This window comes from Pseudomonas sp. (assembly GCF_050739935.1).
GTDB lineage: Bacteria > Pseudomonadota > Gammaproteobacteria > Pseudomonadales > Pseudomonadaceae > Aquipseudomonas.
Genome location: NZ_JBOICF010000045.1, coordinates 51,902 through 74,386, shown reverse-complemented (window position 1 = coordinate 74,386; position 22,485 = coordinate 51,902). Strand labels below are relative to the sequence as shown.

Annotated in this window: 20 protein-coding genes; 13 read left to right on the top strand and 7 right to left on the bottom strand. The window is 58.7% G+C overall.

Annotated features, from left to right (window positions below):
• Window positions 1-11 precede the first annotated feature (11 nt).
• Window positions 12-869, bottom strand: coding sequence for a glycine betaine ABC transporter substrate-binding protein (locus ACRER8_RS08100; RefSeq protein WP_431745819.1), 858 nt, complete (start codon window positions 867-869; stop codon window positions 12-14).
• A gap of 419 nt (window positions 870-1,288) precedes the next feature.
• On the opposite strand from ACRER8_RS08100, the gene ACRER8_RS08095 reads away from it, so the two are divergent.
• Window positions 1,289-2,893, top strand: coding sequence for a beta (1-6) glucans synthase (locus tag ACRER8_RS08095; protein ID WP_431745818.1), 1,605 nt, complete (start codon window positions 1,289-1,291; stop codon window positions 2,891-2,893).
• An 823-nt stretch (window positions 2,894-3,716) separates the two neighbouring features.
• Here ACRER8_RS08095 and ACRER8_RS08090 read toward each other — a convergent pair.
• A complete protein-coding gene (locus ACRER8_RS08090; RefSeq protein WP_431745817.1) occupies window positions 3,717-4,076 on the bottom strand; it encodes a hypothetical protein in 360 nt (119 codons plus the stop codon).
• A gap of 239 nt (window positions 4,077-4,315) precedes the next feature.
• On the opposite strand from ACRER8_RS08090, the gene ACRER8_RS08085 reads away from it, so the two are divergent.
• From ACRER8_RS08085 to ACRER8_RS08075, 3 genes are all read left to right on the top strand, one after another.
• A complete protein-coding gene (locus tag ACRER8_RS08085) occupies window positions 4,316-5,614 on the top strand; it encodes a serine/threonine protein kinase (protein WP_431745816.1) in 1,299 nt (432 codons plus the stop codon).
• On the top strand, window positions 5,607-6,410 hold the full coding sequence (locus tag ACRER8_RS08080) for an MlaA family lipoprotein (RefSeq protein ID WP_431745815.1): 804 nt from the start codon (window positions 5,607-5,609) through the stop codon (window positions 6,408-6,410). Before ACRER8_RS08085 ends, ACRER8_RS08080 begins: the two co-directional genes overlap by 8 nt.
• 227 nt (window positions 6,411-6,637) lie before the next feature.
• Window positions 6,638-7,492: a pirin family protein gene (locus ACRER8_RS08075; protein WP_431745814.1), complete on the top strand. Its 855-nt coding sequence runs from the start codon at window positions 6,638-6,640 to the stop codon at window positions 7,490-7,492.
• 3 nt (window positions 7,493-7,495) lie between these two features.
• Here the strand turns inward: ACRER8_RS08075 and ACRER8_RS08070 are convergent, their stop codons facing one another.
• Window positions 7,496-8,428: a lipid A biosynthesis lauroyl acyltransferase gene (locus ACRER8_RS08070; RefSeq protein ID WP_431745813.1), complete on the bottom strand. Its 933-nt coding sequence runs from the start codon at window positions 8,426-8,428 to the stop codon at window positions 7,496-7,498.
• Between the two features lie 145 nt (window positions 8,429-8,573).
• Here ACRER8_RS08070 and minC point away from each other — a divergent pair, with 145 nt between their 5' ends.
• The 6 genes from minC (at window position 8,574) to ACRER8_RS08040 (ending at window position 15,872) form a co-directional block, all read left to right on the top strand.
• Window positions 8,574-9,320 (top strand): septum site-determining protein MinC, encoded by a 747-nt coding sequence (minC, locus tag ACRER8_RS08065; RefSeq protein WP_431745812.1) that lies wholly within the window; start codon window positions 8,574-8,576, stop codon window positions 9,318-9,320.
• Between the two features lie 336 nt (window positions 9,321-9,656).
• Window positions 9,657-10,469 (top strand): septum site-determining protein MinD, encoded by an 813-nt coding sequence (gene minD / locus ACRER8_RS08060; protein WP_431745811.1) that lies wholly within the window; start codon window positions 9,657-9,659, stop codon window positions 10,467-10,469.
• The gene (gene minE / locus ACRER8_RS08055) at window positions 10,469-10,723 is read left to right on the top strand and encodes a cell division topological specificity factor MinE (RefSeq protein ID WP_037013831.1); all 255 of its coding nucleotides are present in this window, start codon (window positions 10,469-10,471) and stop codon (window positions 10,721-10,723) included. Before minD ends, minE begins: the two co-directional genes overlap by 1 nt.
• A gap of 129 nt (window positions 10,724-10,852) precedes the next feature.
• Window positions 10,853-11,488, top strand: a complete 636-nt coding sequence (locus tag ACRER8_RS08050) for an RluA family pseudouridine synthase (RefSeq protein WP_431745810.1) — start codon at window positions 10,853-10,855, stop codon at window positions 11,486-11,488.
• 765 nt (window positions 11,489-12,253) lie between these two features.
• The gene (locus ACRER8_RS08045; RefSeq protein WP_431745809.1) at window positions 12,254-13,543 is read left to right on the top strand and encodes a M18 family aminopeptidase; all 1,290 of its coding nucleotides are present in this window, start codon (window positions 12,254-12,256) and stop codon (window positions 13,541-13,543) included.
• 142 nt (window positions 13,544-13,685) lie between these two features.
• Window positions 13,686-15,872 (top strand): mechanosensitive ion channel family protein, encoded by a 2,187-nt coding sequence (locus ACRER8_RS08040; RefSeq protein WP_431745808.1) that lies wholly within the window; start codon window positions 13,686-13,688, stop codon window positions 15,870-15,872.
• Between the two features lie 117 nt (window positions 15,873-15,989).
• Here the strand turns inward: ACRER8_RS08040 and ACRER8_RS08035 are convergent, their stop codons facing one another.
• From ACRER8_RS08035 to ACRER8_RS08020, 4 genes are all read right to left on the bottom strand, one after another.
• Window positions 15,990-16,895 (bottom strand): glycine betaine ABC transporter substrate-binding protein, encoded by a 906-nt coding sequence (locus ACRER8_RS08035; protein ID WP_431745807.1) that lies wholly within the window; start codon window positions 16,893-16,895, stop codon window positions 15,990-15,992.
• 131 nt (window positions 16,896-17,026) lie between these two features.
• Window positions 17,027-17,389, bottom strand: a complete 363-nt coding sequence (locus ACRER8_RS08030) for a 4Fe-4S dicluster domain-containing protein (protein ID WP_431745806.1) — start codon at window positions 17,387-17,389, stop codon at window positions 17,027-17,029.
• Window positions 17,367-18,146 carry a pyrroline-5-carboxylate reductase family protein gene (locus ACRER8_RS08025; protein ID WP_431745805.1) on the bottom strand — a complete coding sequence of 260 codons (780 nt, stop codon included), beginning with the start codon at window positions 18,144-18,146 and terminating at the stop codon, window positions 17,367-17,369. The genes ACRER8_RS08030 and ACRER8_RS08025 overlap by 23 nt, the downstream gene beginning before the upstream one ends.
• Window positions 18,136-18,840 (bottom strand): TetR/AcrR family transcriptional regulator, encoded by a 705-nt coding sequence (locus ACRER8_RS08020; RefSeq protein ID WP_431745804.1) that lies wholly within the window; start codon window positions 18,838-18,840, stop codon window positions 18,136-18,138. The genes ACRER8_RS08025 and ACRER8_RS08020 overlap by 11 nt, the downstream gene beginning before the upstream one ends.
• Window positions 18,841-18,979: 139 nt before the next feature.
• On the opposite strand from ACRER8_RS08020, the gene ACRER8_RS08015 reads away from it, so the two are divergent.
• The 3 genes from ACRER8_RS08015 (at window position 18,980) to ACRER8_RS08005 (ending at window position 22,471) form a co-directional block, all read left to right on the top strand.
• Complete coding sequence (locus ACRER8_RS08015; protein WP_431745803.1) at window positions 18,980-19,990, top strand: LysR substrate-binding domain-containing protein; 1,011 nt, start codon at window positions 18,980-18,982, stop codon at window positions 19,988-19,990.
• A gap of 135 nt (window positions 19,991-20,125) precedes the next feature.
• Window positions 20,126-21,319: an aromatic ring-hydroxylating dioxygenase subunit alpha gene (locus ACRER8_RS08010; RefSeq protein WP_431745802.1), complete on the top strand. Its 1,194-nt coding sequence runs from the start codon at window positions 20,126-20,128 to the stop codon at window positions 21,317-21,319.
• A gap of 9 nt (window positions 21,320-21,328) precedes the next feature.
• Window positions 21,329-22,471 (top strand): FAD-binding oxidoreductase, encoded by a 1,143-nt coding sequence (locus ACRER8_RS08005; protein ID WP_431745801.1) that lies wholly within the window; start codon window positions 21,329-21,331, stop codon window positions 22,469-22,471.
• Window positions 22,472-22,485: the final 14 nt, after the last annotated feature.

Genomic DNA, 22,485 nt, shown 5'->3' with positions numbered 1-22,485 from the left:
TTTGCGGCAAATTACTTACCGGTCCATTCCTTGACGCGATCCGGGTGTTTGGCGACCCAATCCTTGGCAGCGGCTTCAGGCTTGGCGCCGTCCTGGATGGCAAGCATGACTTCGCCGATTTCATCCTTGCTGGTCCATTGGAATTTTTTCAGGAAGTCAGCCACGTCCGGGGCTTTCTTGGCCAGGTCCAGGCTGCCGACGTTGTCCACGGTTTCAGCCGCACCGTAAACACCTTTCGGGTCTTCCAGGAATTTCAGCTTCCATTTGGCGAACATCCAATGCGGCACCCAACCGGTCACGGCAATGGACTCTTTCTTGTTTTCAGCGCGGGTCAGCTCGGCAATCATGCCGGCGCCGGAACTCGCCTGAAGTTTGTAGCCGTCCAGACCGTAGTCCTTGATGGCCTGGTCGGTCTTGATCATCACGCCCGAGCCTGCGTCAATGCCCACGATCTTTTTCTTGAAGGATTCATCGGTTTTCAGGTCCGCAACGGAGTTGGCTTTGACGTACTCAGGTACGATCAGGCCGATTTTTGCGTCCTTGAAGTTGGGACCGTAGTCGGTGACCTTGTCCTTGTTCTTGGCCCAGTATTCGCCGTGGGTCACGGGCAGCCAGGCGGACAGCATCATGTCCAGCTTACCGGTGGCAACGCCCTGCCACATGATCCCGGCGGCAACCGCCTGCAGTTTCACGGGGTAACCCAGTTTTTCCTTGATCACTTCAGCGGCCACGTTGGTGGTCGCAACGCTGTCGGACCAGCCATCCACATAACCGATGCTCAGCTCCGGTTTGTCGGCGGCAAGGGCCAGCGTGGAACTGATGGCAAGCGCCAGTGCGGCACCTGCGCCCAGGATATTTCGCATTTTCATCGTTACTTCCCCGGTAGTCCTGCACCCGACGGCGGTCGGGTATCGTTAACGTTTTTTTAAGTCTGCGGCCTGCGCCCGCATTTGGCGCACCGCAGAACTTTCACGCTTCAACCACTTGCCTGCGCAGCAGCACTCGCTGCGTTGACGACCCGATGATCAACCCCCACTGACCTTGTGCCTTTCCTGTCAACGACACTCAGGCAGCGGGAAACGACATCAGTGCGCCATCAACGACAAACAGGTCGTGAAAAGGATCGCAATCCGTCCGAAAATTGCATGCCTAAACGGCAGTCGCGAGTTTTGCGCTGCGAACTGCAAGTAAAAGCAGGCGACGGCGCTTCGATTTGCAGCTTGAGGCTTATAGATCGAGACTGCTGTTGAGCTAAGATGCGGGCCCTCTGCCCCACTTTGGCTCGATCATGGCTGCCACTCCCCGCTCGCCTTTCGTCCTTTATCTGTCCTCCTGTCTGCTTGCCCTGATCGCCCTGTGCGGCTACTGGTATGCCCTCGGCAAGCCGGTCGTGTTGCCCGACGCCGCGACGCCCACCCACAAGCTGCAATGCGCGTCCTACACCCCTTTCGATAAAGACCAGTCGCCGTTCGATCAGCCATTCACCCTGCGCCCGGCGCGAATGGATGCCGATCTGGCATTGCTGGCGACGCGCTTCGAGTGCATCCGCACATACTCGATGACCGGCCTTGAAGCGATTCCGCAACTGGCGCGCAAGTACGGCCTGAAGCTGATGCTGGGCGCCTGGGTCAATGCCAACCCGGTGGACACGGCCAAGGAGGTCGACGCGCTGGTCAAGGCAGCCAACGCCTACCCGGATGTTGTCACCACTGTGATCGTGGGTAACGAGACCCTGTTACGGAAAGAGGTGACAGGGCCGCAACTGGCGAAACTGATTCGTCAGGTGAAGGCCCAGGTCAAACAGCCGGTGACGTATGCCGATGTCTGGGAGTATTGGCTGCAATACCCGGAAGTGGCGCCGGCGGTGGACTTCCTGACGATTCATCTGCTGCCGTACTGGGAAGACGATCCCAAGGGTATCGATGACGCGCTGTCTCACGTGGCGCAGATCCGGCAGACCTTCGCCAACAAGTTCGCGCCCAAGGACATTTTGATCGGAGAGACCGGGTGGCCCAGCGAAGGACGTCAACGTGAAACCGCCCTGCCGAGCCGGGTCAACGAGGCGAAGTTCATTCGCAGTTTCGTCGCCATGGCCGAGCACAACGGCTGGCATTACAACCTGATCGAAGCATTCGACCAACCCTGGAAACGTGAAGCCGAAGGCGCGGTGGGGGGATATTGGGGGCTGTTCGATGCCGATCGCCACGAGAAAGGCGTACTGACCGGCCCGGTGTCGAACTTGCCGTACTGGTCGTTCTGGCTGGCGGTCAGCGGTGCGATCAGTCTGCTCACGCTGGCCATGGCTGGAGGTGTTACCCACTCGCGTAACGCATTTATCCTGCCGTTACTCGCCGTGTTCGGCGGTTGCTGCATCGGCACCTGGGGCGAACTGGCGCGGGTGACCTGCCGCTTCACCGGTGAATACATCTGGGCCTGGGCGTTGGTTGTGCTGAATCTGTTGGTACTGACCCACGCGGCTCTGGTGCTGTCTGACAGGGAGGGATGGCGCAGCCGGGTGTTCGTCTGGTTCGAATCCCGCGCCGGCTGGTGGCTGAGTGCGGCGGGGTTCGCGGCGGCGGTGATGATGCTGGCGATGGTCTTTGACCCGCGTTACCGCAGCTTCGCCACGCCGACGTTGTGGCTGCCTGCGCTCTTCTATCTGCTCAGGCCCGTCACCGCGCCGCGCCGCGAGATCGCTCTGCTGGCATTGATCGTCGGTGTCGGGATCGTTCCACAGCTGTTTCGCGAAGGCCTGAGTAATCCGCAGGCCCTGGCGTGGGCGGCGGCCAGCGTGCTGATGGCGCTGGCACTGCGGCGCAGTTGGCAAGTCAGTTCGGCTTCACCTGCCGCCGAGGCCGCAACAACACGCGAACCAGGGAGCACGCAGGGATGACGCCCTGCGAAACACATTGTGTTACCGATGGAGGAATTCCAAAACAGAATACGGGTAACACGGAAACAGAATGGGCGCCGCTGACATCCCCTGAAATTTTGTGATTTCTTTAATCCATTGAATTTAAAGGGTTTTCAAAAGTTGGCACGCGCCCTGCTATATCTCCTGCATAACAAGAACAAAATGTGAAAACCCAATAAAAATAAGATGAATCGGCTCTGACATAACAAGAACAACGGCACAGAGACGCAGCCAACAGATTTTTTTGGAGTAGATGTGCTTTACAGAGGCCTTGGCCTCACAGCCCGACAGAGAACAATAAAACTACCATCAGGTAGCGTCCAGAACGGGTTGGATCCTCGCCACAGGTAAAGGATCGAAGCAGATAAGCGCTCAAAAAAATACGTTTGCTCTTGTATCCCGGATGGGGATCGCTGAAGAACGCTGTGAAGGGAACGGTTGCCAAAAACAACAACAGACCGCCCTACAACAATAAGAAAGAGCACGTGCAACGATTTAAAGGGGAGCCTCGGCTCCCCTTTATGCTGACTGGGGTTTGGGTTCGACCTGTTTTTTGATTCTGCCCGGAAGGCGTAGGAGCTCGGCTTGCCGGCGATCTGCCGGGAACCGGCAGCAAGCCCAGACACCGAGGACTAACTGACCCACCGCATTTACCGACTTTCCTGCCGCTACGCGCCAGATCGCGAGCAAGCTTGCTCCTACGCCCTTCGGGCAGAATCAAATGCGGCGCGAGAGCGCCAGATCACCTGCAAGTCTTCTACGCCCTCCGGCAGAATCAAAAGCGGAGCGAGCGCAAAAACACTTATGAAGCCCGCACCAGCCGCAACCCTGCAATCACCACCGCGAACACCGCCACACTCGCCGTATACAGCACCAGGGCCAGCACCCCCAGCAACAATCCAATTCCCGCCAGCACCCGCCCGACCTTGCGCGGTACGAAGAACGCAATCACCGACGTCACCAACGCCCCCCAGCCGAACACCCCGAAGTGGATCAACAATCCCAGATTCGAACGCAGTACGCATTGCCATTTCAGCGCGTCGTCGGAGCAGGTACCCACCCACTGCACGTCTTCCATCAGCCCGTACCTCACGCCATAACTCAGGGCGAGCCACAGGGTCAGGGCAGCAATCATTAAAGCCAGCGGCAGGCGACGTGACACTCGATGCTCCAGATGAGAAAAAACGACGCCCAGCATATCCGCAGTCAGCCCAGGACAAGAACCACAACACATTAAAAGCACAAGCTGACACGCCGGCAGAGCCAGAACGTATATTGTCGCCTAGGATTTGTACGGGTAACGCAGGTATCAACGCAAAATGCCATCACGGCACTTTTCGTGCTTCCCCTGTGTCATAGCCTGCGCATATCAACAGCACTTCTTTCCCAAGGGATTTAGTCATGCTTCGTTTTCTACGCCTCGCCGCCCTCTCTGGCGGCTTGTTCTTGAGTGCGTCCGTGATGGCGATCGATATCGATCCGTCCAGCTATGGCTTCCCTCTGACCAACCCGTTCGAAGCGACCATCGCCACGACACCGCCTGATTTGCGCGCAAATGTCCCGAACGATGCGGACATCGATCAGGACGACTACAGCTTGACCCTGCGCCCCGATCGCGAATTCACCCTCCCGGACAACTTCTGGGCCGTGAAGAAGCTGCATTATCGCCTGGCCAGGCAAGACCACCCGGCACCGCTGATCTTCCTGATCGCCGGCACTGGCGCACCTTACAACAGCACCCTCAATGAATACCTCAAGCGTCTGTATTACGGAGCTGGGTATAACGTCGTACAGCTGTCATCGCCGACCAGCTACGACTTCATGAGCGCTGCCTCACGTTTCGCGACGCCGGGTGTCACCACCGAAGACGCTGAAGACCTTTACCGCGTAATGCAGGCCGTCCGTGCCCAGCAGAACAAACTGCAGGTCACCGAGTACTACCTCAGCGGTTACAGTCTTGGCGCTCTGGATGCAGCCTTCGTCAGCAAGCTGGACGAAACCCGCCGCAGTTTCAATTTCAAGAAAGTGCTGCTGATCAATCCGCCGGTGAACCTCTACACCTCGATCACCAACCTGGACAAACTGGTCCAGACCGACGTGAAGGGCATCACCAACAGCACCACTTTCTATGAACTGGTGCTGCAGAAGCTAACACGCTATTTCCGCGAAAAAGGCTACATCGACCTCAATGACGCGCTGTTGTATGACTTCCAGCAGTCCAAGCAGCATCTGTCGAACGAACAGATGGCCATGTTGATTGGCACCTCTTTCCGCTTCTCCGCCGCCGACATCGCCTTCACTTCCGACCTGATCAACCGTCGCGGCCTGATCACGCCGCCGAAGACGCCGATCAGCGAAGGCACCAGCCTGACGCCGTTTCTCAAGCGCGCGCTGCAATGTGACTTCGACTGCTACGTCACCGAGCAAGTGATCCCGATGTGGCGCGCGCGCACCGACGGCGGCAGCCTGCTGCAATTGGTCGACCAGGTCAGCCTGTATGCACTCAAGGATTACCTGAGCACCAGCAAGAAAATCTCTGTGATGCACAATGCCGACGACGTGATCCTGGGTCCCGGTGACCTCGGATTCCTGCGCAAGACCTTTGGCGATCGCCTGACCGTTTATCCTTACGGCGGTCATTGCGGCAACATGAACTATCGCGTCAACAGCGACGCCATGCTGGAGTTTTTCCGTGGCTAAACGTCTATTGCTTATTGCCGCTCTGCTCTGTGCGGGCACCGTTCATGCAGCCGATGCGCCGATCGTTTCCCAGGCCGCTCCCGTGCAGCGCGTGGACAATCCCGATGGCTTCACCGAGCCGCTGAAGTCGCTGAAATTCAACCCTGGCCTGGACGCTCAGGAGTTCGAGCGCTCCTCGCTCAACGCGCTCAACGTCTACGACCCGCTCGAATCCTGGAACCGTCGGGTTTACCACTTCAACTATCGCTTCGATGAGTGGGTCTTCCTGCCGGTGGTCAACGGCTACAAATACGTCACCCCAAGCTTCCTGCGCACGGGCGTCAGCAACTTCTTCAGCAACCTTGGCGACGTGCCCAGCCTGCTGAACAGTCTGCTGCAGTTCAAGGGCAAACGCTCGATGGAAACGACTGGACGCCTGCTCATCAACACCACGCTAGGGATCGCCGGGCTGTGGGATCCGGCCACCAAGATGGGCCTGCCGAAGCAGAGCGAAGACTTCGGTCAGACCCTGGGCTTCTATGGCGTACCTGCCGGACCTTACTTCGTGTTGCCGATCCTCGGTCCGTCGAACTTCCGTGACACCGGCGGTCTGGTATTCGACTTTTCCGCGGAATCGCAGATCAACTTCCTGAACGTTGCGCAGGTCAGCGAAGACCATCCGGAGTTGTACCTGCTGCGAGCGATCGACCGTCGCTACACCACCAGCTTCCGCTACGGGTCGATGAACTCGCCATTCGAATACGAGAAGGTACGGTACGTGTATACCGAGGCGCGCAAGTTGCAGATTTCCGAGTGATCTCAAGCAACTCAGACCTGTAGGAGCAGGCTTGCTGGCGAACGTGGTGGATCAGTGACAGATGAGTTGTCTGCCCCCCGCGTTCGCCAGCAAGCCCGGCTCCTACAAAGGATCGTGCGATGTCGGACGCATCTACCAACTCGATCAATTCCTCGCAAAAACCTCACCCATCCATCGCCTCAACAGGCATACCATAGGCGTCATTCCCCTCTTTCGGAGTGAGCCTCATGACTCAATTACGCAAAGTGCTATCGATCCAGGCCGGACAACCGACCTCGGACGGCGCGGGCGTCAAGCTGACGCGCGTCTTCGGCGGCCCAGGTGTCGAGTTGTTCGATCCCTTCCTGATGCTCGACGAATTCGGCTCGGACAAACCTGACGACTACATCGCCGGTTTCCCACCGCACCCGCATCGCGGTTTCGAGACCGTGACCTACATGCTTGAAGGCCGCATGCGCCACGAAGATCACATGGGCAACGTTGGCCTGCTGCAGGGCGGCGGCGTGCAATGGATGACCGCAGCGCGTGGGGTGATCCATAGCGAGATGCCGGAGCAGGAAGAAGGGGTGATGCGCGGCTTTCAGTTGTGGCTGAACCTGCCGGGCAAATCGAAGATGGGCGACGCTGGTTACGACGATATCCAGCCCGAGCGCATTCCGCGGCTCACTACGCAAAACGGCGTCGAAGTGATCGTAATCGCCGGGCACTTCGATGATGGTCAGGTGCAACAGGCAGGTGCCGTGCAGCGTCCGGACACCGAGCCGCAGTATTTCGACTTCCATATACCTGCCGGTGCGCGGGTCAGCCCACAGGTTGCGGATGGTCACACCGTGCTTTTGTATGTGTACGAAGGCGAAGTGGAGATTGCCGGACAGGCACAGAAGCTCGGCAAGAGCCGTCTGGCGCGCTTGTCGGAACAGGGCGAAGTGCAGCTGAGCACTTCAACCGGCGCCCGCGTATTGTTGATTGCCGGTAAACCGCTGCGTGAGCCAATCGTGCAATACGGCCCTTTCGTGATGAACAGCCGCGAGGAGATCGAACAGGCGCTGCGCGATTTTCAGGCCGACAAGCTGACGGCGTGATCTTCAGCTGCGCTTTTTATACAGCTTCGGCTCACCCGGCGGTCTGCTTTTGAACCGCCGATGCGCCCACAAATACTGTTCGGGGCATGCGGTCACGGCTCGTTCGACCCACTGATTGATGCGCACGCAATCGGCCTCGTCGCTTGCGCCGGGGAAATCGGTCAGGGGCGGATGAATCACCAGCTTGTAACCGCTGCCATCGGCCAGACGCTCCTGAGTGAACGGCACCACTAGGGCGTGGCCGAGCTTGGCAAACTTGCTGGTGGCCGGCACGGTAGCGGCCTGAATGCCGAACAGCGGCACGAAGAGGCTCTGCTTGGCACCGTAGTCCTGGTCAGGCGCGTACCAGATGGCGCGGCCCTTGCGCAATTGCTTGATCATGCCGCGCACGTCTTCGCGCTCGACGGCGATGGAGTCCAGATTGTGCCGCTCGCGGCCACGGCGCTGAACGTAGTCGAACACGGGATTCTTGTGCTCGCGATACATCCCGTCGATGGTGTGCTGCTGACCGAGCAATGCCGCGCCGATCTCCAGCGTGGTGAAATGCAGCGCCATCAGGATCACGCCCTGACCTTCAAGATGTGGCTGCTTGAGGTGCTGCAACCCTTCGATATGAGCAAGCCTGGCCAGACGCGGCGTGCTCCACCACCAACTCATCGCCATTTCGAAAAAAGCGATACCAGTGGAAGCGAAGTTTTCCTTGAGCAGGCGTTTGCGCTCTGCCTTTGAATATTGCGGAAAGCACAGTTCCAGATTGCGCGCGGCGATGATCCGTCGGTCGGTGGCGAAGTAATACATGATCCCGCCAAGGACGCGGCCGATGACCACCAGCACACGGAACGGCAACTGCACCACCAGCCAGAGCAAACCCAGCCCAAGCCACAGGGGCCAGTAGCGCGGATGAAGAAATTGAGCTCGAAAACGCGGGCGTTCCATTACAGCTTCCGTCAGGGCAAAGGCGGGCATTCTACATTGGTTCGGCGCGATCCGGGACGCTTAGTCGGTTGCGGCTCCCTTGCGACTCGCGGGCGTTATCGTTATAAGTCTCGGCACTTTTAGCGACAAGCCGCTGTATGCCGACATGAGCCAAATCGAATTGCAAGACAAGGAACCCGTGTTCCAGTTGAAGGGCAGCATGCTGGCCATCACCGTGCTGGAACTGGCCCGCAACAACCTCGAAGCGCTGGATCGTCAGTTGGCGGCCAAGGTCGCCCAGGCACCGAACTTCTTCAGCAACACCCCGCTGGTGCTGGCGCTGGACAAGCTGCCGCCCAACGAAGGCGCGATCGATCTGCCGGCGATGATGCGCATCTGCCGCCAGCACGGTCTGCGCACGCTAGCCATTCGCGCCAACCGGATTGAAGACATCGCCGCCGCCATCGCCATCGACCTGCCCGTTTTGCCACCCTCGGGTGCCCGGGAGAGACTGCTCGATCCGACGGAAGGTGAAGTGAAGAAAAAACCCGAAGTGATCGAGAAACCGCCGGAGCCCCTGATCAAGCCGACCAAGATAATCACGGCTCCCGTGCGTGGCGGACAGCAGATCTACGCCCAAGGCTCGGACCTGGTAGTGATTTCTTCGGTCAGCCCCGGCGCGGAACTTCTCGCCGATGGAAACATCCATGTGTATGGTCCGATGCGGGGTCGGGCACTGGCGGGCATCAAGGGCGATACCAAGGCCCGGATTTTCTGCCAGCAGATGGTCGCCGAACTGATCTCCATCGCCGGGCAATACAAGGTTGCCGAAGACCTGCGCAGAGATCCTCTGTGGGGGGCCGGGGTACAGGTCAGTCTGTCCGGCGACGTGTTGAACATCACCCGTCTTTAACGGATACTGCGCCATTTTCAAAGCCACTCTGATTCGTCGCGAAAACGATGCAAAGGGAAAGGAAATCCGGGAAATTCATTTGTTTTCTCGAACATGAGCCTCGCAAGGCGCTCGCCTTCACCATTGCACGAACCAACGGTGCGTTCCGAGGGGCTATAACAGGGACTAGGTTCGTTCGAAAAGTCGGCGAGCGAAGGGCAGGCAAGGCAAAAGCAGGCGAGCAAGCGGAGTTTAGCCCCCTAAATGAGCATTGCGAGCCTGCTTTTAACGCAGCATGACCGAGCGCAGCCACTTTGCGGACGAAGCTAGCCGTCCTACTTTTAGGGGTTTTACACCTTGGCCAAGATTCTCGTGGTTACATCCGGCAAGGGTGGTGTGGGCAAGACCACCACCAGCGCCGCTATCGGTACCGGCCTCGCTCTGCGCGGCCACAAGACAGTCATCGTCGACTTCGACGTCGGCTTGCGTAACCTCGACCTGATCATGGGTTGCGAGCGTCGCGTGGTGTATGACTTCGTGAACGTGGTCAACGGCGAAGCCAACCTGCAACAGGCGCTGATCAAAGACAAGAAGATCGAAGGCCTGTACGTGCTGGCCGCCAGCCAGACCCGCGACAAGGAAGCGCTGACCAAGGAAGGCGTGGAAAAAGTCCTGATGGAACTCAAGGAAACCTTCGAGTACATCGTCTGCGACTCGCCTGCCGGTATCGAAACGGGCGCTCACCTGGCGATGTACTTCGCCGATGAAGCGATCGTCGTGACCAACCCTGAAGTGTCGTCGGTTCGTGACTCGGATCGCATGCTGGGCCTGCTGGCCAGCAAGTCCCGCCGCGCCGAGCGCAACGAGGACCCGATCAAGGAACACCTGCTGCTGACCCGCTACAACCCTGAGCGCGTGAGCAAGGGCGAGATGCTGGGCGTTGAAGACGTCAAGGAAATCCTCGCCGTGACGCTGCTGGGGGTGATTCCTGAATCCCAGGCTGTGCTCAAGGCTTCCAACCAGGGCGTGCCGGTCATCCTCGATGACCAGAGCGACGCCGGCCAGGCGTACAGCGATGCCGTCGATCGCCTGTTGGGCAAAGACCGCGAGCACCGCTTCCTGGACGTACAGAAAAAAGGATTTTTCGAACGTCTGTTCGGGGGTAATTAATGAGTATTTTTGACTTCTTTCGTGCCAACAAAAAGCCAAGCACCGCGTCGGTAGCGAAAGAGCGTCTACAGATCATCGTGGCGCACGAACGCGGCCAACGCAGCACCCCGGATTACCTGCCAGCCTTGCAGAAAGAACTGGTCGAGGTGATCCGCAAATACGTCAATATCGGCAACGATGACGTACATGTCGCGTTGGAAAACGACGGCAGCTGCTCGATTCTGGAACTCAATATCACCCTGCCTGATCGTTGATCGAAAAGGCAGTCGCCACGGCGGCTCGGTTGCTCGGGACTTTTTAGGTCCTGGGTGAGCGAGCCGCCGTTGGCGTTTGCTACAGGGCTGTTTTTTGCTCTGAGACTGGTTTAGCTACGAGGCTGTTCGATGCCGCTGTCCAACGTTCACATTCTCCATCAGGACGACGCCGTTCTGGTGGTGAACAAGCCCACCTTGCTGCTTTCGGTGCCCGGTCGCGCCGATGACAACAAGGATTGTCTGATCACCCGTCTACAGGAAAACGGCTATCCGGAGGCACGGATCGTCCACCGTCTGGACTGGGAAACGTCCGGAATCATCTTGCTGGCTCGCGATGCGGATACTCATCGGGAGCTGTCTCGGCAGTTTCATGACCGTGAAACCGAAAAGGCCTACACCGCGCTGGCATGGGGGCAACCGACGCTGGACAGCGGGAGTATCGATCTGCCTCTGCGCTATGACCCGCCGACCAAGCCGCGGCATGTGGTCGATCATGAGTTGGGCAAGCATGCGCTGACGTTCTGGAAGGTGCTGGAGCGGTACGACACGCATTGTCGTGTGGAGCTGACGCCGATTACCGGTCGCTCGCATCAGTTGCGGGTGCACATGTTGTCGATCGGTCATCCGTTGTTGGGGGATGGGTTGTATGCGCATCCTGAGGCGCTGGCGGCGTATTCGCGGTTGTGTCTGCACGCGAGTATGTTGACGTTTACCCATCCGGTGACGGGTGAGCGGTTGCGGTTCGAGTGTCCGGCGCCGTTTTGACAGGCCCCCGTCACAGATGCGTGGTCTGACACTCCGCGGTCGCCAGCAAGCCGGCTCCTACAGTAGATCGGGGGTGCAGCGAAGCATCGTGTTCGGCATCAACGATGCGAAGAACGTTAGCTCCAATCCGTCAAGCCGTTGCTCTTACGCGATAGTTGAGACGACACAAATCGCGACTTGGGATGCAGGCCGAACGCAGGCTTTGCTGCGCAAGATCGCTACCGCCGGCAAGCCGGACTGCTACAGGGAATGTGTGCATTCGCTGAATTCGATACACCGCAAAACCTGTAGGAGCCGGCTTGCTGGCGAATGCGGCGGGTCAGTCACAGATGCGTGGTCTGACACTCCGCGTTCGCCAGCAAGCTGGCTCCTACAGCAGATCGGGGGTGCAGCGAAGCATCGTGTTCGGCATTCGATGCGAAGAGCGCTAGCTCCAGCCCGTCATGCCGTTGCTTTTCTTACGCGATAGTTCAGACGACACGAATCGCGACTTGGGATGCAGGCCGCCGGAGGAAGGACTCCGACGACGTTGGACCCAACCGGAAGCAAACGCTTTGCTACTTTTGCCTGGTCCGGCATCCCGGCTTTTCAAAAATAACCCGCCGGGGGCGAAACGCTTCTGCCGTTAAGCAGAATTAAGTCAGCGGCGCCAAAAGCATCGGATATACACCCCAACCCAGCGCCAACATCAAGCCCCACAGCAACCACGCTCGCCCCCACAGTAATAGGCCTGTAAACTCGCGCCATTGCTGTCTGGAGTAACTTATGCGCGAAGAGTTGAACCAAGGCCTGATCGACTTTCTTAAGGCCTCCCCCACCCCATTCCACGCCACCGCAAGCCTGGTACAACGTCTCGAAGGCGCCGGCTATCAGCGCCTGGACGAACGCGAGCCTTGGCACACCGAAGCTGGTGGCCGCTACTACGTCACCCGCAACGACTCCTCCATCGTCGCCTTCAAACTGGGTCGCCTGTCGCCACTGATCGGCGGGATTCGTCTGGTCGGCGCGCACACCGACAGCCCCTGCCTGCGGGTCAAGCCCCAGCCTGAACTGCAACGCCAGGGTTTCTGGCAACTGGGCGTCGAAGTCTACGGCGGCGCCCTGCTCGCTCCGTGGTTCGACCGCGACCTGTCGCTGGCTGGCCGCGTCACCTTTCGTCGTGACGGCAAGGTCGAAAGCCAACTGATCGACTTCAAACTGCCGATCGCGATCATCCCCAACCTGGCGATACACCTCAATCGCACCGCCAACGAAGGCTGGCCGATCAACCCGCAAAACGAACTGCCGCCAATTCTCGCGCAAGTGGCAGGCGACGAGCGCGCTGACTTCCGCGCCTTGCTCACCGACCAGCTTGCACGCGAGCATGGCCTGAACGCCGACGTGGTGCTCGACTACGAGTTGAGCTTCTACGACACCCAGAGCGCAGCCGTCATCGGCCTGAACGGTGATTTCATCGCAGGCGCGCGTCTGGACAACCTGCTGTCATGCTTCGCTGGCCTGCAAGCCCTGCTCAACGCCGATGGCGATGAAACCTGCCTGCTGATCTGCACCGACCATGAAGAAGTCGGCTCGACCTCTGCCTGCGGTGCCGATGGCCCGATGCTGGAGCAAGTGCTGCAACGTCTGCTGCCCGAAGGCGACGACTATGTGCGCACCATCCAGAGATCACTGCTGATTTCCGCCGATAACGCCCATGGCGTGCACCCCAACTACGCCGAAAAGCATGACGCTAACCACGGCCCGAAACTCAATGCCGGCCCGGTGATCAAGGTCAACACCAACCAGCGCTACGCCACCAACAGCGAAACCGCCGGTTTCTTCCGCCATCTGTGCATGGCCGAAGAAGTGCCAGTGCAGAGCTTCGTGGTCCGCACCGACATGGCCTGCGGCTCGACCATTGGCCCGATCACCGCCGGCCATCTGGGTGTGCGCACAGTGGATATCGGCCTGCCGACCTTCGCCATGCACTCGATCCGCGAGCTGGCCGGCAGCCAGGACCTGGCGCATCTGGTCAAGGTGCTGACAGCGTTTTATGCCAGTGCCGAGTTGCCATAACCGACACTCGCTACTGTAGGAGCCGGCTAGCTGGCGAATGAGGTTTATCAGCAACCTTGTCTTGGCTGACACACCGCATTCACCGGAAAGCCAGCTCCTATAACGTAATCAATGGCCCGCCCGATTCGAGGTTGATGACCCGGTGATTCCCCCTTCCCGCACTTGCACCCTGCCGCGTCTGTTGTTGATCTGTCTGCTGGCATTGTTTCCTCTCGCGTTGACTCAGGCCGCCGGGCTGCCCAGCCTGCTGAGTGGTCAGAAGGCTCAGCCCCAGGCGCAAGAGCCACTGGGCCAGTCGCTGGATGAAGTAATCACCTCGCTGGAGAACGACCAGCAACGCAGCAAGCTGCTCGATGACCTCAAGAAACTACGCGACGCCAGCAAAAGAGCCCAGCCCAACGCCGAGCAAGGCGTTCTGGGATTGATCGGCGGCACGCTGTCCGAATTCGAAAAACAGTTCACCGGCGAAGACAGTCCGCTCAGCCGCTGGGGAGCTGAGGTGGCGTTGGCCGAACAGGAACTCGTCGCGCTGATGCTGCCTGCCAGCCAGTGGTGGCCGATCATCTTCAGCTTTGCCGTGGTCATTGCCCTTTGGAGCCTGCTGGCCGCCGCGTTGATCTGGCTCAGCCATCGGGTGCGCCTGCGTTTCGGGCTATCAGAAGAACTGCCACAACATCCACGCCCCACCGACATGCTGCGCTTTGCACTGCGCAAACTCGGCCCCTGGCTGATCGCATTGGTGATCACCATTTACCTCAGTTATTCCCTGCCACCGTCGCTGGGCCGTGACCTGGCCATGGTGCTGGCTTATGCGCTTGTGGTGGGTACGCTGTTTTCGGCCATCTGCGTGATCGCCTTTTCCCTGCTCGACGGCCCGCACCGTCATCGAGCGCTGTATATCCTGCGGCATCAGGCATTTCGTCCGCTGTGGTGGATTGGCAGTTTTGCCGCGTTCGGTGAGGCGCTGAGCGACCCACGACTGGTTGCCAGCCTCGGCGTGCATCTGGCGCACACTGCGGCGACCCTGGCCAACGTCATGGCGGCGATTTCGACAGGGCTGTTCATCCTCCGTTTTCGCAGGCCGATCGCCCATCTGATTCGCAATCAGCCACTGTCCCGCCGCCTGAAACGCCGAGCGCTGAGCGACACCATCGAAGTCCTTGGCAGCTTCTGGTATCTGCCCGCATTGGTATTGGTAGGTGTGTCGCTGTTCGCCACGTTCTTCTCGGCGGGCGACACAAGCACCGCCCTGCGCCAGTCGCTGATTTGTACCGTGCTGCTGGTGCTGTGCATGGTCATCAACGGCCTGGTGCGGCGCTACTCGCAGAAACCGGCCCACGGTCATAAACGACATGCGCTGTATTCCGAACGGCTGAAAAGCTTCTTCTATACCGTGGCGCATCTGCTGGTCTGGCTGCTGTTCATCGAGTTGGGCCTGCGTGTATGGGGCCTGTCGCTGATCCGCTTTTCCGAGGGCGACGGCCATGACATCAGCGTGCGTCTCGTCGGTCTGGCGGCAACGCTGGTATTCGCGTGGCTGATCTGGATTCTGGCCGACACCGCGATTCATCACGCCCTCACCCGCTCGCGCAAAGGTCTGGCCAACGCTCGCGCGCAGACGATGATGCCGCTGATCCGCAACGTGCTGTTCGTGACCATTTTCATCATCGCGGTGATCGTCGCGCTGGCGAACATGGGCATGAACGTGACCCCGCTGCTGGCTGGTGCCGGTGTGATCGGTCTGGCTATCGGTTTCGGCGCGCAGTCGCTGGTCGCGGATTTGATCACCGGCCTGTTCATCATCATCGAGGACTCGCTGGCCATCGACGATTACGTGGACGTCGGTGGGCATCTAGGCACGGTCGAGGGGCTGACCATTCGCACCGTGCGCCTGCGCGACATCGACGGCATCGTGCACACGATTCCGTTCAGCGAGATCAAGAGCATCCAGAACTACTCCCGCGAATTCGGCTACGCGATTTTCCGCATCGCCATCCCGTCGAACATGAACATCGACGACGCCTTGAAGATGATTCGCGACGTCGGCCAGAAGATGCGCACCGATCCCCTGCAGCGCCGCAACATCTGGTCGCCGCTGGAGATTCAGGGCGTGGAGAGTTTCGAGTCGGGCAACGCCATCCTGCGCGCACGCTTCAAGACTGCGCCGATCAAGCAATGGGAAGTGTCACGCGCGTTCAACCTGTCGCTCAAGCGCTATCTGGACGAAGCCGGCATGGACCTGGCGACGCCGCGGCTGAATGTGCAGGTGAGCACCAGTGGTGGAAGTGTGAGCGGGGTTCGCGGGAAGAAGGATGAGTCGGCGGGCTGAGTACCTGCGGATATACGCAAGGTTCTGTAGCAATCCGGCTTGCCGGCGGTAGCGATCTTCAGGACCGCACCGCCGGCAAGCCGGACTGCTACAGAAGGTCGGCTTAAGAGACCTGGATCAAGGCGTCGCCGATGCCGTGGCGCTGTCCTTGAACATCGCCGCGAAGCGCGGTTTGTTGGCCGCGTAATACGCAGCGGCCACCTTGTCGGCGGAACTCGCGCGCGCATCGTTCATCATCGTTTCCAGGTCCGCCTGCGGGATGGAGTAGTGGGCAAAGAACTGCGCCACCTGTGGGTACTGTTCACTGAAGCCTTTGCGGGCAACCGCGTGGATCTGCTCGGTGCCACCGAACAAATGCTCAGGATCATCCAGATAGCGCAGTGGATATTTGGAGAACATCCAGTGCGGACTCCAGGCATTGACCAGCGACCACTTCTTGCGTTTCAGGTTACGATCCAGCTCGCTCAGCATCCCGCTTTCCGAAGACCCGACCAGCGTGTACCCCACGATCTTTTTCTCGTTGATGGCCTTTTCGGTCAGCTTGTACTGTCCATTGCCTACCTCGGAGGTCAGTATCTTGCTGTCAAACCTGGTCCTGATTTCCGGCTTGTTCAGGTCAGCAATGCTTGAAACTTCACTCTCAGGAACAAGGTCTTTCGGCACCGCCATGCCGATGCGTCCTTCATACAGCACGCCCAGATCTTCGAGTTTGTCCTTGTATTTGTCATAGAAGGCCTTGTGTGTGCCCGGCAGCCAGACCATCGGGATCACGTCGATCTTGCCGTCGGCCATGGCCTGAAACTGTATGCCAATGTCGGCCATGACCAGCTTGACCGGCTGCTTCAACTGATCCTGCAGAACGATGTTGGCGAGCTGGACCGCAATCACGGTGTCCGACCAGTTGACCCAGCCGATACGCACTGGCGGTTGCTCTGCGGCCTGAGTGAACAGGCTCACAGTCGTCAAGGCAACCCCTGCCAACCAACCAATACGTTTTTTCTTATACGGTGAATAAGCAACCATTGTGCATCTCCCCTATCGTGTATGGATGTTACCTGGTGCGGCAGTGGAAATAATTACGGCTTTTTTTGTTATAACAACAGAACGTTTTAATAGGCTCAAGCTAATAAAGGTTATCCCGGCATGAGCCCAGGTTATCCGAGGATAATTGCACCTCTACTGTCTTTGAGAAAAATCCATTTCATAGTCTGCGATGGATCTTTTGATGTAGTAGCCCTTACAACTAATTCATTAAAAATTATTGATTTCACAGCTTTTTCTCCTGCCATTTTTACGACTTGGAAGATTCGGTCAGCGCAACAGCGCTGCGCAGCCCGTCGCAAGTGTTCTTGAAAAGTTGTTATTGGAGCATCATGCGACTTCAACTTAATCTGAACGACTTGTTTATCTCCATGGTAAGTAACGGGTATAACTACCGACGATAGTCGATCAATACTAAAGACTGCCTCCTGCTCGCGTGCCAGGCGGGTTTTCCTACATTCCGCCGCGCGCAACATCTGCTCCGGCTTGGACAGCACGCCCGACCATGGCCTCGAAATCGGCGGCGAGCAGGCTTTGCAACGCTGCCGCCGTGACCCCGCGATAAGCCATCAGCGAGTCGATCATCGCCTGCGGCTCGGTCTCATCAAGCAACCGACTCGCCCCCAGGACGACTCCGCGTGCGGCCTGCCGAGCGATGTCTTGCGGGATCCCGGCGGCAACGGCCTGCCGCATCAACGCCGTCATCAACAGCGCCGGAAACGCGGGCCCTGTGCCGCACAGCGCGCTCAGATAGTCGATGCAATCTTCCGTCGGCACGCGGCTCGCCGTACCGACACACTCCAGCAACTGCTGGACGAGAGCCTGATCAGACGCTGACAGCTCAACCGAGCAATGCCAGGGTGTGAATGACTGCCGTATGTCGACCGCCGCGTTGGCCATCGCGCGTACCACCTTACGCGCCCCGGTGGCACTGCTGATGGCTTGCGCCGGTACGCCGGCCATCAGCGAAATCACAAACCTGTCCGACGCATTGATCGCCAGTGCTTTGAATTGCTCTGGGCGCACCGCGACGATCACGATGTCGCTGGCATCGACCAACCCCTGATTGTCCGCCAGCAGATGAGCGCCCGAAGCAGCCAGCGGATGGTCACCGGAACGATTGGAGAGAAACAGTCGCTCGGCGGCAATCAATGCATTGTCGAGCAACGCTCTGGCCAGCGCCCCGCCCAGCCAGCCTGTGCCGCCAATGATGCCGACGGTTTCAGCTCGCACTTGGGGCCTCCTCGAAGGTATCCGCCAACGCCACGAACTCTCCGGGCTCTTTCTCGGCATAGCCGAACTTTCCAAAGAAACGGTCGAGCTCGCGTTTCTTCGGCGCCTTGCCGGTGAAAATGCTGACGTATTGAGGAATACGACGAAAACGCACCGTGATGTCCTCGGCGGTGCCCATCGAAATGTAGCCGATCTGGGTCAGGTAGATGGTCCGCGCCCGAGCATCGGCGGCGTCATGTTCGTAACCGAAACGCCTGAACATGGTCGCCAGGGCATTGATGCGCGCCTCGTCGGCCGCTGCGATCTCGGTGGTCACTTCGGCGGACTGCAGCGCCCAACTGCGAACCGCGAACTCAAACTGCGAATCAAAAAGCTCCGGGTTTATCCAGCATTCGAAAACGTTGAGGATGGCCTCCGAGATACTCTCCGCATAGCTTTCGCACTGCTTGACCAGCCCGCCGGTGTTCTTGTCCTTCCAGCGCGCCAACAGCGCGGCAAGCAACTGTTCGCGGTCCTGGAAGAACCAATAGAAGCTGGTCCGCGACAGATTGAGACGCTTGGCCAGCGGCATGACCCGTACGGCGTCCACGCCTGACTCTTTCAGCGCGTCGTAGGCGGCCTCCAGCCAACCCTCCGGAGAACCCCGCCAGCCCGAGTCCTGGGTTTTGCTCCGTCCTTTAGCTGATTCCGACATTCGCGAGTCGCCTCGAATTAAAAAGTGAATCAACTGTACGCTCATGATCTTTTGATGTACACCTATGTACATTCAGACGACGTTCCATGAAACGACTCAGGATTGCGTTGCATGAAAATATTGGACGAGAGCGACCACCATGCAACACGAAGAATTTCGTAAAAAGGTCAAAGGCTACCGGCGTCTGATCCCGTCGATGACCGCCTTGCTGGTGTTCGAGGCAGTCGCCAGACAGAGCAGTTTCACCCTCGCGGCTCAGGAATTGGGCGTGACCCAGGCGGCGGTGAGCAAGCAGATCAGGTATCTGGAGGAAACCCTGGAAACCCGGCTCTTTCACCGCCTGCATCGGGCAATCAAACTGACCAGCGAGGGTTACGTCCTGTATGCCGTAACCACTGATTCCCTGCAGCGCATGGCGAACGTCTTCGACAAGATCATCGAAGGCATCACTGAGCAGGAAATTGTGCTTGCCAGCACCTCGGCGTTCTCTCAACTGCGCATTCTGCCGCGCCTGAGTGCGCTGCGCCTGAATCATCCGGACTTGCAACTGCGCCTGATCACCCACGTTCTAACCCCGGATTTGCGCGCGGACGACATTGATCTGGCGGTGCGCTATGGCGACGGAAAGTGGGATGACGGCACGTCTGTCTTCCTGTTCGACGAAGAGGTCTTCCCCGTGTGCTCGCCAGGCTGGCTCGCCACCCATGCAGCACCATCTCGCGCGGACGATTTCCTGCACGTGAAGTTGATCGATTCGGATGCAACCCTGGAAGGCTGGATGACGTGGAACGGCTGGTTCAAAGCGCTGGGCGACGAGCGGCCCAAGCTCAAATACGCCCTGCGCTGCAGCTCTTACACCGACACCGTTCAAGCGGCTCTGCAAGGCCACGGCGTCGCACTTGGCTGGAACCGCCTGCTCGAACCGATGCTCGCGCGCGGCGAGCTGGTGCGCCTGACCCCCTGCGTGGTCAGGCCCAAGGAGGCTTATTATGTGGTCATCCCTAACGGGCGCCAGATCACTCCGTTGATCCATGCCCTGGTGGATTGGCTCAGAGACAGCAGTGCCCCACTGCAGTCGATTGCCAGCAGTTCATCCGCGGCGCGCTCGCATAACTTAGAGCTATGTGAAGTTGAAAATATGGAGCGTTGACGGTATTTAACCCGGTCACGATACTTTATTCAGTAAGTTTCAAAGATATTGAATAAACCTCTGGGGTATACCGTGAATACTGCCGCCATCGAAGCTCACCGAAAGTTAGTTGATACTCGCATTCCGGGCCATGGTATGAATGGCGGTTTGTTCGGTCGTGAAGATGTGTTCGAAAACGATATGGACATCTTTTTCAACAAACACTGGATTCTGGTTGGCGTGACCGCCGATATCCCTGAGCCAGGGGATATTTCCACCATTGATATCGGCAGGTCGTCGATTATTGTCGTACGTGACGACGACGAGCAAATCCAGGCCTTTCGTAATGTCTGCCGGCACCGCGGCGCTCGGCTCAAACCTGCGGGCAAATCCACAGTCGGCATGTTGGTGTGCCCTTATCATCAGTGGACTTATGATCTGGACGGCCGCCTTAAACATGCTGCACATATGGGCCAGGATTTCGACCGCAAATGCAGAAATTTGCAACCGGTACATACCAAAGTTGTCGGCACCCATATATTTGTCTGCTTGGGCGAGCAGGCCCCGCAAGATATCAATTATCTGGCCGAAGCCGTCACAGCGCGGTTTGCGCCTTATAACTTGCCCTACACGAAGATCGCGCATGAAGCGGAGATCATCGAGAACGGTAACTGGAAGTTGGTCATTGAGAACAATCGCGAGTGTTACCACTGTTCGGCGACTCACCCGGAACTGACCGCCTCGTTCCTGCCCGAAGACTTCGGTTTTTGCGCCGAAGGGCTTAGCGAAGAATCGCTTCAGGCGCTGGATGAGTATGAGCGCCGAAATGCAGCAGCGAGAAAGAGTTGGGAAGACGACGGTTTCCTCTGTGATGCCGTGGAGCATCTGGACGTGGATGCCGTGACGCAATTTCGTACGCAGCGATTGGTCATTGCCGGCAATGGCGAATCCCAGACCCTCGATACCCGGGTGGCGTGTACCAAGTTGTTTGGCGACCTGACCCGACGCGATCTGGGCGACATTCATCTGTGGACGCACAACTCATGGACCCACGTGATGAGTGATCACGCGGTGATTTCCTACATCATCCCGCTCGCTCCGGACAAAACCCTGGTGCGCACCAAATGGCTCGTGAATGCCGACGCAGTAGAGGGCGCGGATTACGAAGTCGACAAGCTGATCGAGGTCTGGAAAGCGACCAATCAGCAGGACGCCGATCTGGTCGCGATCACCCACAGCGGTACTCAGGACCCTGGTTATTCACCCGGTCCGTTCTCGGCATTCACCGAATCCTACGTCGATCAGTTCTCTCGCTGGTACGCCGCGCGGCTTGCTGCTCACGGTGTGTGAGGAATGATCATGACCCGATACGAGAATCTGCCCACCATCTCCGGTAGCGCATCATCGCAGCAACTGTTTACCGATGCGCAGACCTGGAGTGCATACGGCGCGCAGTGGAACAGTGGCGAGCAAAAAAACTTGCTGTGTTGCGATGTACATAACGAAACCCACGACGTGAAGACATTCAGCTTTCGTTGCGGCGACTTTAGCGCGCTGAGCTTCGAGCCCGGTCAGTTCATAACGGTGTCGCCGGTCATCAGCGGGCAGACCTTATCGCGTTGTTACACCCTGTCGTCGTCGCCTACGCGGCCGTTTTCGTTCTCGATCACGGTCAAGCGCGTACCGGGCGGGATCGTTTCGAACTGGCTGCACGATAACTTGCGGGCGGGCGATTCGCTGAAGGCTTCAGGCCCGGCGGGCAGCTTCACGCCCGTAGGGCATCCGGCGCAGAAGCTCTTGTACCTGTCGGCAGGCTCCGGGGTCACACCGCTGATGTCGATGACCCGCGCCGGTTTCGACCTGGCGGCTCGTCTGGACATCGTTTTCGTGCACAGCACGCGTACGCCGGCCGACATTGTGTTTCATGACGAACTGACCCGTATGCAAGCGCTGATGCCCGGTTTGCGCGTGCTGAATGTGTGCGAAGGTCGCGGGGCGGAGGCGGACTGGGCCGGGCCTGTGGGACGTCTGGATCTGCAACTGCTGAGCGAATCGGTGCCCGATTTCAGGGAACGTGAAGTGTTTACCTGCGGCCCGCAGGGCTACATGGATGCGATCAAGGCGGTGCTTGCCAAAGGGGCGTTCGATTTCCAGCATTACCATCAGGAAAGCTTCGACATCGCAACGCTGAACGAAGAGCCGCTGATCGAGCAGCCCCCAACTGCCGAACAGATGGAAACACTGTTCAGCATCACCCTGTCCCGCTCCGGCAAGACTTTTTCCATGCCCGCCGACCAGACCGTGCTCTGGGCGGCAAAAAAGGCAGGTGCTATCGTGCCATCATCATGCAGTCAGGGTGTGTGCGGCACCTGCAAGACCGCACTGTTGCAAGGGACGGTGGAGATGAACCATAACGGCGGCATTCGCCAGCGGGAGATCGACAAGGGCTTGCGGTTGTTGTGCTGCAGCAGGCCGACGTCGGATCTGGTGCTCGATCTGTAGCAGCGCGGCTTGTC

Coding starts and splice junctions, on each gene's coding strand:
- ACRER8_RS08005 (WP_431745801.1), top strand. CDS start 21,329: ATGACCCGATACGAGAATCTGCCCACCATCTCCGGTAGCGCATCATCG.
- ACRER8_RS08035 (WP_431745807.1), bottom strand. CDS start 16,895: ATGGTTGCTTATTCACCGTATAAGAAAAAACGTATTGGTTGGTTGGCA.
- ACRER8_RS08100 (WP_431745819.1), bottom strand. CDS start 869: ATGAAAATGCGAAATATCCTGGGCGCAGGTGCCGCACTGGCGCTTGCC.
- ACRER8_RS08050 (WP_431745810.1), top strand. CDS start 10,853: ATGCCGCTGTCCAACGTTCACATTCTCCATCAGGACGACGCCGTTCTG.
- ACRER8_RS08030 (WP_431745806.1), bottom strand. CDS start 17,389: ATGTTGCGCGCGGCGGAATGTAGGAAAACCCGCCTGGCACGCGAGCAG.
- ACRER8_RS08020 (WP_431745804.1), bottom strand. CDS start 18,840: ATGTCGGAATCAGCTAAAGGACGGAGCAAAACCCAGGACTCGGGCTGG.
- ACRER8_RS08015 (WP_431745803.1), top strand. CDS start 18,980: ATGCAACACGAAGAATTTCGTAAAAAGGTCAAAGGCTACCGGCGTCTG.
- ACRER8_RS08075 (WP_431745814.1), top strand. CDS start 6,638: ATGACTCAATTACGCAAAGTGCTATCGATCCAGGCCGGACAACCGACC.
- ACRER8_RS08095 (WP_431745818.1), top strand. CDS start 1,289: ATGGCTGCCACTCCCCGCTCGCCTTTCGTCCTTTATCTGTCCTCCTGT.
- ACRER8_RS08010 (WP_431745802.1), top strand. CDS start 20,126: ATGAATGGCGGTTTGTTCGGTCGTGAAGATGTGTTCGAAAACGATATG.
- minE (WP_037013831.1), top strand. CDS start 10,469: ATGAGTATTTTTGACTTCTTTCGTGCCAACAAAAAGCCAAGCACCGCG.
- ACRER8_RS08045 (WP_431745809.1), top strand. CDS start 12,254: ATGCGCGAAGAGTTGAACCAAGGCCTGATCGACTTTCTTAAGGCCTCC.
- ACRER8_RS08085 (WP_431745816.1), top strand. CDS start 4,316: ATGCTTCGTTTTCTACGCCTCGCCGCCCTCTCTGGCGGCTTGTTCTTG.
- minC (WP_431745812.1), top strand. CDS start 8,574: ATGAGCCAAATCGAATTGCAAGACAAGGAACCCGTGTTCCAGTTGAAG.
- ACRER8_RS08070 (WP_431745813.1), bottom strand. CDS start 8,428: ATGGAACGCCCGCGTTTTCGAGCTCAATTTCTTCATCCGCGCTACTGG.